Origin of the sequence: Serratia sp. X3 (genome assembly GCF_014982455.1) — a bacterium.
In the GTDB taxonomy this organism is placed as follows: domain Bacteria; phylum Pseudomonadota; class Gammaproteobacteria; order Enterobacterales; family Enterobacteriaceae; genus Serratia; species Serratia ureilytica.
Map to the genome: position 1 here is coordinate 2032210 of NZ_JADCNB010000001.1, position 13591 is coordinate 2045800.

Genomic DNA, 13591 nt, shown 5'->3' on the forward strand with positions numbered 1-13591 from the left:
TTCAACGCAGATCAACAAAACGGGGATCAGATAGGGGGGGATTGCATCGTCGACGCGTTGCGCGGCGCGCCGACGAACTCAGGCTCAGGGTTGAATACTGTCGCGCACGCGCTGGAGATCTTCCGGCGTATCGACCCCCACGCTCGGGACCGCTTTCGCGACCGCCACGTGGATTTTTTCACCGTACCACAGCACGCGCAGCTGCTCCAACAACTCGATTTGCTCCAGTTGGCTCGGCGCCCAGCTGACGTAGCGGCGCACGAAGCCCGCGCGGTATGCGTAGATGCCGATATGACGCAGCAGGCTGTCGCCGATGCTCTCCTTCGACGCGGCGAAACGCTCGCGATCCCAGGGAATGGTGGCGCGCGAGAAGTAGAGCGCGTAGCCCTGAGCATCCATCACGACCTTCACCGCGTTGGGGTTGAAAGCCTCTTCGGCGCTGTCGATCGGCACCGCCAACGTCGCCATGCCGGCCTGGCTGCCCGCCAGGTTTTCCGCCACCTGCCGTACGATAACGGGTGGGATCAGCGGCTCATCGCCCTGCACGTTAACGATGATCTGGTCGTCGGCAAAGCCGTAGTGCGCGATCACTTCCGCCAAACGCTCGGTGCCAGAATGGTGATCCGGGCTGGTCATGCACACTTCGCCGCCGGCGGCTTCCACCGCTTTGGCGACTTCAGGGTGATCGGTCGCCACGATGACGCGGCTGGCGCCGGACTCACGGGCGCGTTCCATCACGTGCACCACCATCGGCTTGCCGTGAATATCGGCCAGCGGTTTGCCTGGCAAACGGGTTGAGGCGTAGCGGGCGGGAATAATAGCGATAAAACTCATGCGTGCTTCTCGTCCAGCGACAGCGCACGCGCTTCATTTTCCAACAATACCGGAATGCCGTCGCGCAGCGGGTAAGCCAACCCGTCCGCTTTGCACACCAGCTCCTGGTTTTCTTTATTGAAATAGAGTTTGCCGTTGCATACCGGGCAGGCAACGATTTCGAGTAAACGGTGGTCCATGCATCCTCCGCAAGGGGATAGGTCATCTGGGAAGGCTGTGAGGATAGCATAACGCCCGGCCTCAGGTTAATCATCGGCGGCGCCAAGCCGCCGATATTTCCTCATGGCGCCCGCGCAGCGGCTTGAACTGCGGCGCCACACGGCGTAGAATTTTGTGATTGAAATCACAAAAAAGACTGTAATACGTGATCAAACGTCTGCACAAAATCATCGCTCTGTTCGCTAACTTCAGCCACTGAGCCCCCTTTGTAACGAGCGGCGCTTAACTTCGTTTTACCCCACCGACGGCGTCGCTCGTTATCCCACTTCCCAGCCGGCTCCCCATTCAGCGGCCAACGCCGCCGGAATGTCGCCCAGCGCAACGCGTTGCGCGCCGTGCCATTGAGCCGTGCGCGCGATGGCTTGCCGGATATCCTGCGTTCGCTGTTTGCCGAAGCGCACCTGCGGCTCCGCATGGAAACTGATGATCTCGAAGATGCCCTGCCGTCGGTGCGCCTTGGCGTCAATCCGCCCCACCAGATCGCCCCGATGCAGCACCGGCAACGTGAAGTAACCGTAGCGGCGTTTTTCTTTCGGCGTGTAACACTCCAGCCGATAGTCAAAGTTGAACAGCTCCAGCGCCCGACGACGATCCCACACCACCGGATCAAAAGGCGACAACAGGCTGGTGACCGTCGATTTGAGTTTGCCCTGCTCCGCCAGCGGCAGCAGTTCCGCCAGTGATTCATGCACATAAAACGGCCCTTCCAGCCCCTCGACCCGCACCGGCGTAATCTCGCCCTGCTCCTGCAGCGCTGCCAGCAAGTCTTTTGGCGCCACGCGCTTCAGCCGATAGTAGTCCGCCAACCACTCGGCGCGGAAAATGCCCAGATAGCGGCAGGTGCGGCACAGCATCTGCCGGCGCGCCTGCTCCACGGGCAGCGCATGCCGCGCATCGTCCCAGGCCGGCAGCAGCCTTTCGGTCAGATCGTAAACCCGGTGGAAGTTGCGACGCTCGGCCACCATCAGCTTGCCGGCGGTAAACAGGATCTCCAGATGCCGTTTCTCCGGTTTCCAGTCCCACCACCCGCTGTTGCCCTTCTTCTCGGCGCTGAAATCCGCGGAGCGCACCGGCCCCTGTTGTTCGATGTGCCGCAGCAAGTTGTCCATCGCGGTCTGGTGCTGCTGCACCCAGTCGGCGGAGTATTTCCAGCCCATATCATGCGGCGCCAGCATGCGGTGGCGCAGCAGACCAAAATCTTCGATCGGCAGGAAACAGGCCTCGTGCGCCCAATACTCGAACAGCTTGCGGCCGGCGAGCGCCTGCTCAAGCCACTCCGGCTGATAGGCTCCCAAACGGCTGAACAGCACCAGATACGGGCTGCGAGCAACGACGCTAATGGTATCGATTTGTAACAGCCCCATGCGCCGGATCGCACTCACGACGTCATCGGGCCGAGCCTGGCGTTTAAGCGGAGAAAGCAGCCCCTGGGCGGCAAGGTGCAGCGCGCGAGCGGCGGTAAGGGAAATGGTCGGGGTGGTCATCCTGATATCCGTGGCGAATAGGCAATGGCCTGATAATAGTGGATATCGCGGGATTTATCTTCGCCAGTGCTTGCGGGTGGCGACACCGGCACTGGCGAGGAAGGAGGATGCGATCAGAACGCGATAACGTCTGCCGCGGACAGCCCATGCGAGCTGCGATAGATCGAGAACTCAACGTTCTGACCTTCGTTCAACGACTTATTTTTGGTGTTGGCGATAGCGTTGCGATTGACATAGATTTCGTCGCTGCCATCTACCGGTGAAATAAAACCATAGCCTTCGGCCTGATTAAACCATTTCACACGGCCCATTTTTAACACAGTATTTTTAAACATAACTGATATCCTTTTACTTGAGCATCCTTGACAACGTCATTTTTTATATTGTCTGGACGCTACCAGCCCATCCTAAAGTTTTTCGTAACAAACCTCTCGTGAGCAAAAAATTAAAAAACCCGCACTAAGGCGGGCTTGTTGAACTTAATATCTTCCGCATGACTCAGCGCTGAAGCGTCACCATGGTTGTATTAAGATCTCTTTATACGCGTTCCCTGTCTTCTTACAGAGCAACTACGTTGGCGGCAGCCGGCCCGCGCGGGCTGTCCTGGATGGTGTACTCGACGCGCTGGCCTTCAGCCAGGGTCTTGAAACCGTCGGTCATGATTGCGGAGAAGTGTACGAATACATCTTTGCCGCCATCGTGCTGCTCAATGAAACCAAAACCTTTGCTTTCGTTGAACCACTTAACTTGACCCGTCTTCTTAGACATTACTTTTACCTTTAAATATATTTACAAAATCTGCCATAAGAGGCAATTGCGGCCATTTCAGAAACATTACTTATGGGAGGTACTTAGAAGGTTCGTCTTTGAAGCGGAATCGGATGATAACGTTTTTGGAGGAACTGCTTAACTCTAAACTCGAACATAAATAGGTCTGGATTACAGGCCGACTTGCATTTACTCATAAAAATGGTGAATACACAAGGGGTTTATTGCATTAAATTCATAAATGCGCCGAATTTATTTTTATCCCCCTGAATATACATGACTTAATTTAACGCTCGCCGCGGCCGATCCATCGCGTTCCTCTCCTCACCGGAGCATCATTTGTCCGTCCGTGCGCTGCAAATGAGAGCTAACGCATAAAACTCTAATATGCTTGCCACGTCTATAACAAATCCCAAATCAGATGGCTAAACTTGAGGGGAAAACAAGGCAGACGGCTTTTTCGCCAGCACTTTTGCCGCTAAAAACACGATTTTTCAGATTATGCTGAATCAAGGAGCTATGCGCATGACCGCCCAGCAGTTCGTTTCACCTAATGAAATCCGCGCCAGATTCTCTCACGCGATGTCGGACATGTACCAAAAGGAGGTACCGCTGTACGGCGATCTGCTGGAACTGGTGGCGGAAACCAACCGACAGGTTCTGCGCGAAGATGCCGCACTGGCTCATCAACTGCAAATCACCGGCGAGATCGAACGCCTTGCGATGGAGCGCCACGGCGCGATCCGGGTCGGCACGGCGGACGAACTGGCCACCCTGCGCCGTCTGTTCCAGGTGATGGGCATGGCGCCGGTCGGTTACTATGATCTGTCGGTGGCGGGCGTTCCCGTCCACTCGACCGCCTTTCGCGCCGTACACGAAGACGCCCTGCAAATCAGTCCGTTCCGCGTGTTTACCTCCCTGCTGCGCCTGGAGCTGATAGAAGATCCCGCGCTGCGTGAGCTGGCTGAGCGCTTGCTGGCGCGCCGCCGCATCTTTACCGATCGCGCGTTGGAACTGATCGCGCTGCAGGAAGCGCAAGGCGGGCTGAATGAGGTGCAGGCGCAAGAATTTGTCGAACAAGCGCTGGAAACCTTCCGCTGGCACAACCGGGCGACGGTCAGCGCCGAAGAATACCGGCAGTTGCACGATCAGCATCGCCTGATCGCCGACGTGGTGGCGTTTAAAGGGCCGCATATCAATCATCTGACACCCCGCACGCTGGATATCGATCGCGTTCAGCAGGCGATGCCCGCACGCGGCATTACGCCCAAGGCGGTCATCGAGGGCCCGCCGCGTCGCCGTCGCGCGATCCTGCTGCGCCAGACCAGCTTCAAGGCGCTGGAAGAACGCGTCGATTTCGTCGAGCATGACGGCCACGTCGTCGCCGGTCATCATACCGCGCGCTTCGGCGAGATCGAACAGCGCGGTGTGGCGCTGACGACTAAAGGAAGAGAACTCTACGACCGTCTGCTGAAGGCCACCAACGATGCGCTGCAGGCGCCGCCGAACGAGAAAAATGCCGAACGCTATTATCAGCTGCTGGAAGAAAACTTCCGGGAGTTTCCGGATGATTACGCCACGCTGCGCGAGCAACAGCTGGCTTGGTTCCGCTATTTCCCGACCGAATGCGGCCTGGCGGCCAAAGAATCACTGGATAAGCACAGCACCCTGGAGCAACTGATCGAGAAAGAACACGTTCGCTTCCAGCCACTGGTGTATGAGGATTTTCTGCCGGTCAGCGCGGCGGGGATTTTCCAATCGAATCTGGGGGACAGCCGCCATACACAGTACAATGCGGCGTCAAGCCGGGCAGCGTTTGAACAAGCATTGGGCAGTGAGGTGATCGACGAGCTGGCGCTGTATCAGCAAACCCAGCAGCGCTCGCTGGAAGCCTGCGCGCAAGCCTTGGGGCTTGTCACGCTGGCATCCTGAGATTACTTAGACAGCAGGGACTCGATATCCTGCAGCAGTTGCTCAGCCTGAGCGGACGGCAGCACCGCATCAACCGGTAGATACCACCAATTGGGCTGGGCAAAGGCGCGACACTTCACCGCGTCTTTCTCCGTCATCAACAGCGTTTGATCTGCATTAACCAACGCCGCCAGCTGCGCCTGCTGATATTCCTGATGATCGGCAAACGCCACTTCCTGAACGACTTCGACGTTCAACTTTTCCAACGTCGCGAAGAAACGCGGCGGATGGCCGATACCCGCCATCGCCACCACGCGCGGCAGCTCGGCCGCCGGGCGACGTTCACCGCTCAGCAGGTTCACCGCATCACGCGCCTGCAGACGCATGGCAATTTCCCCGGCCTGGGCCACGCCGCCATTGGCGACGCGCGCATCGACACTGCCAAGCCGCGCAGCGCGCTCGCGCATAGGCCCGGCCGGCAACCACCAGCCGTTACCGAACCGACGCACACCGTCGATGACCACCAGCTCGAAGTCACGCTGTAAAGCGTAGTGCTGCAAACCGTCGTCGGTGATGATCACATCCAGCGGCTGTTGTTGCAGCAGAGCCTGCACCGCCTCGGCGCGCTTGGGCGCAATCGCCACGGGCGCCCCGGTACGCTGATAAATCAGCACCGGCTCATCACCCGCCTCGCGGGTCGACGTATTCTGACCCAGCAGCAGCGGATAAACCGCCGACTTGCCGCCGTAGCCGCGCGACACCACCCCAACGCGGTAGCCCCGTTGCTGCAGGTGCTCCACCAGCCAGATCACCATCGGCGTTTTGCCGTTGCCGCCGGCGGTGAGGTTACCCACCACCACGACCGGCACCGGCGAACGCCAACTTTTACGCAGGCCGCAGCGGTAACTGAAGCGGATCAGCCAACTGAACAGGCCATACAGCCACGAGAGCGGCAATAGCGCCAGATAAAGCAGCGAACCGCCGGACCAGATGCGCTCAATCATTATTGACCAAACTGCATACGGTGCAGCTGCGCATAGGCGCCCTGCCGCTCAAGCAACTCGGCGTGCTCACCGCGTTCGACGATGCGGCCGTCTTCCACCACCAGGATCTCGTCCGCCTTTTCAATGGTCGACAGACGGTGTGCGATCACCAGTGAAGTTCGGTCTTTCTGCAGTTCGTCCAGCGCGGCCTGAATGGCCCGCTCGGACTCGGTATCCAGCGCAGAGGTCGCCTCATCCAGGATCAGGATCGGGCAGTCACGCAGCAGCGCGCGCGCGATGGCGATGCGCTGGCGTTGGCCGCCGGACAGCATGACGCCGTTTTCACCGATCACCGTATCCAGGCCGTTTTCCATCTTGTTGATGAAGTCCATCGCGTACGCCATTTCGGCCGCTTTCTCGATCTGCTCGCGGCTGTATTCGCTCTCACGCGCATAGGCGATATTGTTGGCGATGGTGTCGTTGAACAGGTGCACGTTTTGCGAAACCAGGGCCACCTGATTACGCAGTGAGGCCAGGGTGTATTCGCGCAGATCGTGGCCATCCATCAGAATTTCGCCTTCCTGGATATCATAGAAACGCGTCAACAGGTTGGCGATGGTCGATTTCCCCGAACCGGAACGGCCCACCAGCGCTACGGTCTTGCCTTCGGCGATGTTCAGGTTGATATCACGCAGCGCCGGCGTTTCCTTGGACGGGTAGTAGAAGGTGACATTGCGGAATTCGATATCGCCTTTCGCGCGCTTCACTTCGCGGGTGCCGGTATCTTTTTCCTGTTCCATATCCAAAATGGAGAACAGCGTCTGGCACGCCGCCATCCCGCGTTGGAACTGGGCATTGACGTTGGTCAGCGACTTCAGCGGACGCATCAGCGCAATCATCGACGAGAACACCACGGTAATGGTACCGGCGGTCAGGGTTTCCATCACGCTTGGGAAGCTGGCGGCAAACAGCACGAACGCCAGCGCCAGCGAAGCGATCAGCTGAATGATCGGATCGGAAATCGAAGACGCGGAAACCAGCTTCATGCCTTGCTGACGCATGCGGTTGCTGACCGAATTAAAGCGCTCGGTTTCCACCTGCTGGCCGCCGAAGATCAGCACTTCTTTATGGCCTTTCAGCATCTGTTCGGCGCTTGTGGTCACCTGCCCCATCGTGTTCTGCATGTTTTTGCTGATGTTGCGGAAACGCTTGGACACCAGGCGAATGGCAATGGAGACGATCGGCGCCAGCACGATCAGGATCACTGACAGCTGCCAGCTGTAATAGAACATCATGATGAACAGGCCAATGATCGAAGCCCCTTCGCGCACCACGGTCACCAGCGCGCTGGAAGAGGAGGAAGCCACCTGTTCGGAATCATAGGTAATGCGCGACAACAGGGTCCCGGTGGACTGTTGATCGAAGAAGGCCACCGGCATTCTCATCATGTGACCAAACAGGCGGCGGCGCATCTGCATCACCACCATGCCGGAAACCCAGGAAATGCAGTAGCTTGAAACAAAGCTGGTTACGCCGCGCATTAACATCAGCGCGATGACGGCCAACGGCATCCACACCAGCACGCTGCTGTCGGTTTTTCCAAACCCATCGTCCAATAGCGGTTTAAGCAGAGACAGCATCAGCGTGTCCCCCGCTGCGTTCATAATCAACGCAATGGCGGCTACAATCAGCCCGGTCTTAAAAGGAGTGATCATCGGCCAGAGTCGACGGAATGTCTGCCAGGTCGAGAGATCTTTATCATTCATCATGCAAATACCAGCATCGGAAGAAATAGCGGCCTATTTTACTCATTATCACCCTCTACGCCAAACCGCTGATGGTACCAACGGGGCATTAATTGTTCGCGAAAGCCTTTAATTTGCCAATCGTTGTCGAAAAAAAGTACCGATAACTGGCCGGAGCGCGTCGTATCGCGCCATATAATGCCATTTGCCCGGTATCTGGCGACCACTTTACGCGCCGGCAAACGCCATTTGTTGTAACGAGATGCTGACGCCAATGCCGCCTGAGGATTGACCGCGCGCAGAAACGGCGGCGTGGAAGAGGTTCGGCTGCCATGATGCCCCACCTGCAACACCGTAGCCGCCAAGCGATCGCGCCGCAATCGGAGCAGCTGCGCCTCCGCCTTTTTTTCCGCGTCGCCGGTGAGCAGCAGGCTGTATTTCCCATCGTCGATACGGATCACGCAGGAGTCGTCATTGACCGGCCTTTTACGCGTTTTCGGCGGCCACAGCACTTCGAATTGCAACCCCTGCCAGCGCCAGCGCTCACCGGCGACGCAGGGCAAGTGCCCCTCCCCTCGCATCGGGCTGCGCACCGTAGCCTGCGGAAACGCCCGTCGCACCGCCGGCAACCCGCCGATATGATCGAGATGATCATGGCTGATAATGATCTGTTCCAATTCAATCCCCCGCCAGTTCAACATTGGCAAAATATGCCGTTCGGCGGCGCTGCCGCCCGGCCAACGATCGCCGGTATCGTACAGTATTCCCTTGCCGTTTCGCTCAATGACCACCGCCAATCCGTGCCCGACATCAAGCATATCGACTCGCCAGCGGTATCCCGGCTCTTTTTCCCTCCACAGCACACAGCATATCGCTATCGTCGCCAGCCCCGGTGCATAACGCCACCACCAATGAAAGCGCCAACAGACGACGATGAGCCACCCCGCCGCGCTGGCCAGCAGCGAGGCGGCCCCCAGATCCACCCAACCGCGTTGCAGGTAATGCAGCGGCACAAACACCCAGTGCAGCGTTACGTCCGCCAGCCACCATAGCCCGTAGCTTAACGAGGGAAAGAAGCCAAATATCACCGCCAGCAAAATCAGCGGCACCGTCACCAATGAGACAATAGGTACCGCCCACAGATTGGCGGGTAGCGAGGTCAACGTCAGGCCCAGAAACAGCGCGGCCTGCATCGGCACCAGCAGCAGCGTCATGCCGAGCTGAATATGCAGCCAGCGCACCGGCGCCCAATACCAGGCCGACCGGAATCGCTCACCGAGCGGCGCCCATTCAAACCAAAAAATCAGGCAACCTACCGCCAGCACCGATAGCCAGAAACTGTCTGACAATACCGCCAGCGGATCGCACAGCAAAATCAGCCCGATACACCATAGCCACACCTGCCAGGAAGAACAATGAACGCCGCGCAGGCGCAGCAACATCCACAATGTCATGGCCAACACGGTACGCACCGCCGGCGGCTGGGTACCCACCAACCAGACATAGATCAGCGTCGCCACCCAGCCCGCGACCAGGGGAAAACGATAGCCAATCAGATGGGAGGGAAGAAAAAACTGCAGCGCCCGCAGCGCAGCCCAGAACAAAATGGCGACCATCGCCACATGAAGCCCTGAAATAGCCATTAAGTGCGCAATGCCGGTTTTCAGCATCAGCGTGCGTAAAGGCTGTTCCAGCGCGGTTCGCTCCCCAAACGCCAGCGCCAGCAATACCGCCTTGTAACGCAGCTCACCGATGTTGGTTTCCGCATGGCTGATTATGCGCTGACGCAGGCTACAATCGCCATCCAACAAACGGGCCTGCCTGACCAGGCCCGTCAACGGCTGGCGCTGTGCGATCGCCCAACGTTGGCTGTCGAAGCCCCCTTCATTGAGCTTGCCGTGCACCGGCCGCAAGCGCAGTTTCAATTGCCAACGCTGCCCGGCGCACAGCCGCTGCTGTTCCGGAGCCCATAGCGTGGTAAACGTCAATGCAGGCGCCAGCCAATGGCCATCGATCCGCTCGATACGCATCAGCGTCTGCTTGCTGGCGGCCGGATTCAACGCGATGCTGCTTACCTGCACCACCGCCGTCACTTCCGGCCCGCGGCTCAAACGCTCCATTTGCCCGATCAGGCTTCCGGCGTTGAAAACCGCCCACGCGAACCCCAACCCCAGGCAGGCCAAATAACGGCAGAGTGGCCTGCGCGTGCGCAGCAGTAAACAGACAACAAGCAAGAGCGGCCACAGCTGCCATTGCTCAGGCAATTGCGGTAAAACCAACAGCGGCAGGATGCCGCAGATAACGGCGAATATCGCCAGATCCAGCGAAATTTTGATCGCTTTTCTCCCATCGGCTCCGCCATGAGCAAAGACGCGTCACGGCAAGCAAGCAGGATCATTCAGGCGACACGTCGCCGCCAGCGGGCTTTAACGAAGATGCGCTGAACATGGCAGGATAAGAGAGATCTATGCAGGAGCCACATCGTCAATGCGGCGCAGTACGCAACTCACGAGCGTATCGCGGAGAATTGCAGGCGAAAAAAAACGGCGCCTTACAGGCACCGTTTTATATTCTTTTCAAGCAACAACGCTATGAGCAGTCAGCGACTAGCCATAGATATTGGCGCGGTCACGCAACTCTTTGCCTGGTTTGAAGTGAGGAACGTACTTGCCGTCCAGCTCAACTTTGTCACCGGTTTTCGGATTGCGGCCTACACGCGGGGCACGGTAGTGAAGAGAAAAACTGCCGAATCCGCGGATCTCAATGCGTTCGCCCTCGGCCAGCGTAGCGGCCATGTGCTCAAGCATCTCTTTCACTGCATCCTCAACGGCCTTCGCCGGAATATGAGATTGCTGGCCAGCAAGTCTTTCAATAAGTTCAGACTTGGTCATAGTACCTCCAAGCTTTGCAGCTAAACTACCGTATCGGGGCGGTCAGAGACCGCCCCCCGTCATTACTCGCCTTTAGCCGCTTTGAAAGCTTCAGCCATTGCGTTAGAGAAGTTGCCTTCTTCCTGTTTGTTGTTAACAGTTGCGATGGCGTCTTTCTCGTCAGCTTCGTCCTTAGCACGTACGGACAGGCTTACAACGCGGTTCTTACGGTCAACGCCGGTGAATTTAGCTTCAACTTCGTCACCTACGTTCAGAACCAGAGTTGCATCTTCAATGCGGTCGCGAGAGGCTTCAGATGCACGCAGGTAACCTTCTACGCCGCCTGCCAATTCAACTGTAGCACCTTTGGCGTCAACTGCAGTGACTTTACCAGTAACAATAGCACCTTTCTTGTTCATAGACAGGTAGTTATTGAACGGGTCTTCAGCCAGTTGCTTCACGCCCAGGGAGATACGCTCGCGCTCTGCGTCAACTTGCAGAACAACCGCAGCGATTTCGTCGCCTTTCTTGTATTCACGTACTGCTTCTTCGCCTGCAACGTTCCAGGAGATGTCAGACAGGTGAACCAGGCCGTCGATGCCGCCGTCCAGGCCGATGAAGATACCGAAGTCAGTGATAGACTTGATTTTACCTTCAACGCGGTCGCCCTTGTTGTGGGTCTCTGCGAACTGCTGCCATGGGTTGGATTTGCACTGCTTCAGGCCCAGGGAGATACGACGACGTTCTTCATCGATGTCCAGAACCATCACTTCCACTACGTCGCCCACGTTAACAACTTTGGACGGATGGATGTTTTTGTTGGTCCAATCCATTTCAGAAACGTGTACCAGACCTTCAACGCCTTCTTCGATTTCTACGAAGCAGCCGTAATCAGTCAGGTTGGTTACACGGCCAGTCAGCTTGGTGCCTTCTGGGTAACGTTTCGCGATAGCAACCCATGGATCTTCGCCCAGCTGTTTCAGGCCCAGGGATACACGAGTACGCTCGCGGTCGAACTTCAGCACTTTAACAGTGATTTCATCGCCAACGTTGACGATTTCGCTTGGATGCTTAACGCGTTTCCAAGCCATGTCAGTGATGTGCAGCAGGCCGTCTACGCCGCCCAGATCAACGAATGCACCGTAGTCAGTGAGGTTCTTAACGATACCTTTAACTTCCATGCCTTCCTGCAGGTTTTCCAGCAGTTGATCGCGCTCAGCGCTGTTCTCGGATTCGATAACCGCACGGCGAGAAACGACAACGTTGTTGCGCTTCTGATCCAGCTTGATGACTTTGAACTCAAGCTCTTTGCCTTCCAGGTGCAGAGTGTCACGTACCGGACGCACGTCAACCAGGGAACCTGGCAGGAACGCGCGGATGCCGTTCAGCTCGACGGTGAAGCCACCCTTCACTTTGCCGTTGATAACACCGGTTACAGTCTCAGCTTCTTCGTAGGCTTTTTCCAGCGTGATCCAAGCTTCGTGACGCTTAGCTTTCTCACGGGACAGCAGGGTTTCACCGAAGCCGTCTTCAACAGCATCCAGAGCAACGTCAACTTCGTCACCAACCTGGATTTCCAGCTCGCCCTGGGCGTTTTTGAATTGCTCAGCCGGGATGGCAGACTCAGATTTCAGACCGGCGTCAACCAGTACGATATCTTTGTCGATAGCAACAACGACGCCACGAACGATGGAACCCGGGCGGGTTTCGATTTCTTTTAAGGATTCTTCAAAGAGTTGAGCGAAAGATTCAGTCATGTTGTTAATCTTCAGGGTTCTTTAGTTTAACGTCCATTTAGCGTCCCGCCGAATGGGGTTGTTTCACATACCCCGCCATTGGCTCCATGCCGACAGGGTTTAAGGTTACAGGGGTAAAATTTTACCCGATATATTGCGATACCGCTATGACAAATATGACAAAAAGCCAATAGCGCCGCCGCGCTTATTGCTGCGGCAACGCCAACACTTTCTGTGCATACGTCAACGCCTGCCGGATCACTTCTTCGATCGACATGCTGGTAGAATCCAGCACGAGGGCGTCAGAAGCGGGCACCAGAGGCGCGATAGGCCGATTACGGTCACGGTCGTCCCGTTCCTTTATCTCGGCTAAAAGACGTTCAAAGTTAACATTAAAGCCCTTTTCCTGCAACTGCAGCATGCGGCGGTGTGCGCGCTCCTCCGAGCTGGCATCGAGGAAAATCTTGACCGGCGCGTCCGGGAACACCACCGTGCCCATGTCGCGGCCATCGGCAATCAGGCCGGGCGCCTCGCGAAACGCGCGCTGGCGGCGCAGCAGCGCCTCGCGCACGCGCGGAAACGCCGCCGCTTGCGACGCGGTGTTGCCGACGGTTTCGGTGCGGATCTCATTGCTGACGTCCTCACCTTCCAAAATCACTTGCAGCTTGCCGTCCTGGGCAACGAAGCGAACATCGAGATGTGCGGCCAGCGGAACCAGCGCTTCCTCAGAAGTGATATCCACCTGATGATGCAACGCCGCCAGCGCCAGCACGCGATAGATCGCGCCGGAATCCAGCAAACGCCAACCAAGGGACTCGGCCAACGCTTTACACAGCGTGCCTTTGCCTGCGCCACTTGGTCCATCAACGGTTATCACCGGGGCTGTAGCCGTCATTTCTCTCTCCTTCAGGTAGAAAACCTCACAGAGACACGGCGCGCTTCGACTCGAAGCCCGGGTGCTCTGTCACCTGCCCAATCAGGGGCAAATACGGTGGCGTATTATACGCTGCCCTACGGCGATCTGTTACCCTGGAACTGTCC

The 13591-nt window shown here is 57.3% G+C and carries 12 protein-coding genes; 1 reads left to right on the plus strand and 11 read right to left on the minus strand.

The window, feature by feature from the left end; all coding sequences use genetic code 11:
- Nucleotides 1-84 precede the first annotated feature (84 nt).
- The 5 genes from kdsB to IMX17_RS09865 form a co-directional block, all read right to left on the minus strand.
- Nucleotides 85-834, minus strand: a complete 750-nt coding sequence (kdsB, locus tag IMX17_RS09845) for a 3-deoxy-manno-octulosonate cytidylyltransferase (RefSeq protein WP_033642567.1) — start codon at nucleotides 832-834, stop codon at nucleotides 85-87.
- The gene (locus IMX17_RS09850) at nucleotides 831-1013 is read right to left on the minus strand and encodes a Trm112 family protein (RefSeq protein ID WP_004928237.1); all 183 of its coding nucleotides are present in this window, start codon (nucleotides 1011-1013) and stop codon (nucleotides 831-833) included. The genes kdsB and IMX17_RS09850 overlap by 4 nt, the downstream gene beginning before the upstream one ends.
- A gap of 297 nt (nucleotides 1014-1310) precedes the next feature.
- A complete protein-coding gene (locus IMX17_RS09855) occupies nucleotides 1311-2537 on the minus strand; it encodes a winged helix-turn-helix domain-containing protein (protein WP_193549693.1) in 1227 nt (408 codons plus the stop codon).
- A gap of 113 nt (nucleotides 2538-2650) precedes the next feature.
- Nucleotides 2651-2872, minus strand: a complete 222-nt coding sequence (locus tag IMX17_RS09860; RefSeq protein ID WP_004928241.1) for a cold-shock protein — start codon at nucleotides 2870-2872, stop codon at nucleotides 2651-2653.
- Between the two features lie 223 nt (nucleotides 2873-3095).
- Entirely contained in the window at nucleotides 3096-3305 is a 210-nt protein-coding gene (locus IMX17_RS09865) for a cold shock domain-containing protein (protein WP_004928244.1), read from the minus strand.
- Between the two features lie 525 nt (nucleotides 3306-3830).
- Between IMX17_RS09865 and IMX17_RS09870 the strand changes: the two genes are divergently transcribed.
- Nucleotides 3831-5237 (plus strand): VOC family protein, encoded by a 1407-nt coding sequence (locus IMX17_RS09870; protein WP_046897078.1) that lies wholly within the window; start codon nucleotides 3831-3833, stop codon nucleotides 5235-5237.
- A 2-nt stretch (nucleotides 5238-5239) separates the two neighbouring features.
- Here the strand turns inward: IMX17_RS09870 and lpxK are convergent, their stop codons facing one another.
- From lpxK to cmk, 6 genes are all read right to left on the minus strand, one after another.
- Nucleotides 5240-6220 (minus strand): tetraacyldisaccharide 4'-kinase, encoded by a 981-nt coding sequence (gene lpxK / locus IMX17_RS09875; RefSeq protein ID WP_193549694.1) that lies wholly within the window; start codon nucleotides 6218-6220, stop codon nucleotides 5240-5242.
- Complete coding sequence (gene msbA, locus IMX17_RS09880) at nucleotides 6220-7968, minus strand: lipid A ABC transporter ATP-binding protein/permease MsbA (RefSeq protein WP_033642563.1); 1749 nt, start codon at nucleotides 7966-7968, stop codon at nucleotides 6220-6222. Before msbA ends, lpxK begins: the two co-directional genes overlap by 1 nt.
- Nucleotides 7969-8003: 35 nt before the next feature.
- Nucleotides 8004-10274 carry a ComEC family protein gene (locus IMX17_RS09885; RefSeq protein WP_193549741.1) on the minus strand — a complete coding sequence of 757 codons (2271 nt, stop codon included), beginning with the start codon at nucleotides 10272-10274 and terminating at the stop codon, nucleotides 8004-8006.
- A gap of 276 nt (nucleotides 10275-10550) precedes the next feature.
- Entirely contained in the window at nucleotides 10551-10835 is a 285-nt protein-coding gene (ihfB, locus tag IMX17_RS09890; protein ID WP_004928264.1) for an integration host factor subunit beta, read from the minus strand.
- Between the two features lie 62 nt (nucleotides 10836-10897).
- On the minus strand, nucleotides 10898-12571 hold the full coding sequence (gene rpsA, locus IMX17_RS09895; protein WP_004928267.1) for a 30S ribosomal protein S1: 1674 nt from the start codon (nucleotides 12569-12571) through the stop codon (nucleotides 10898-10900).
- Nucleotides 12572-12755: 184 nt separating this feature from the next.
- Nucleotides 12756-13445, minus strand: a complete 690-nt coding sequence (cmk, locus tag IMX17_RS09900) for a (d)CMP kinase (RefSeq protein ID WP_004928270.1) — start codon at nucleotides 13443-13445, stop codon at nucleotides 12756-12758.
- Between the last annotated feature and the right edge of the window lie 146 nt (nucleotides 13446-13591).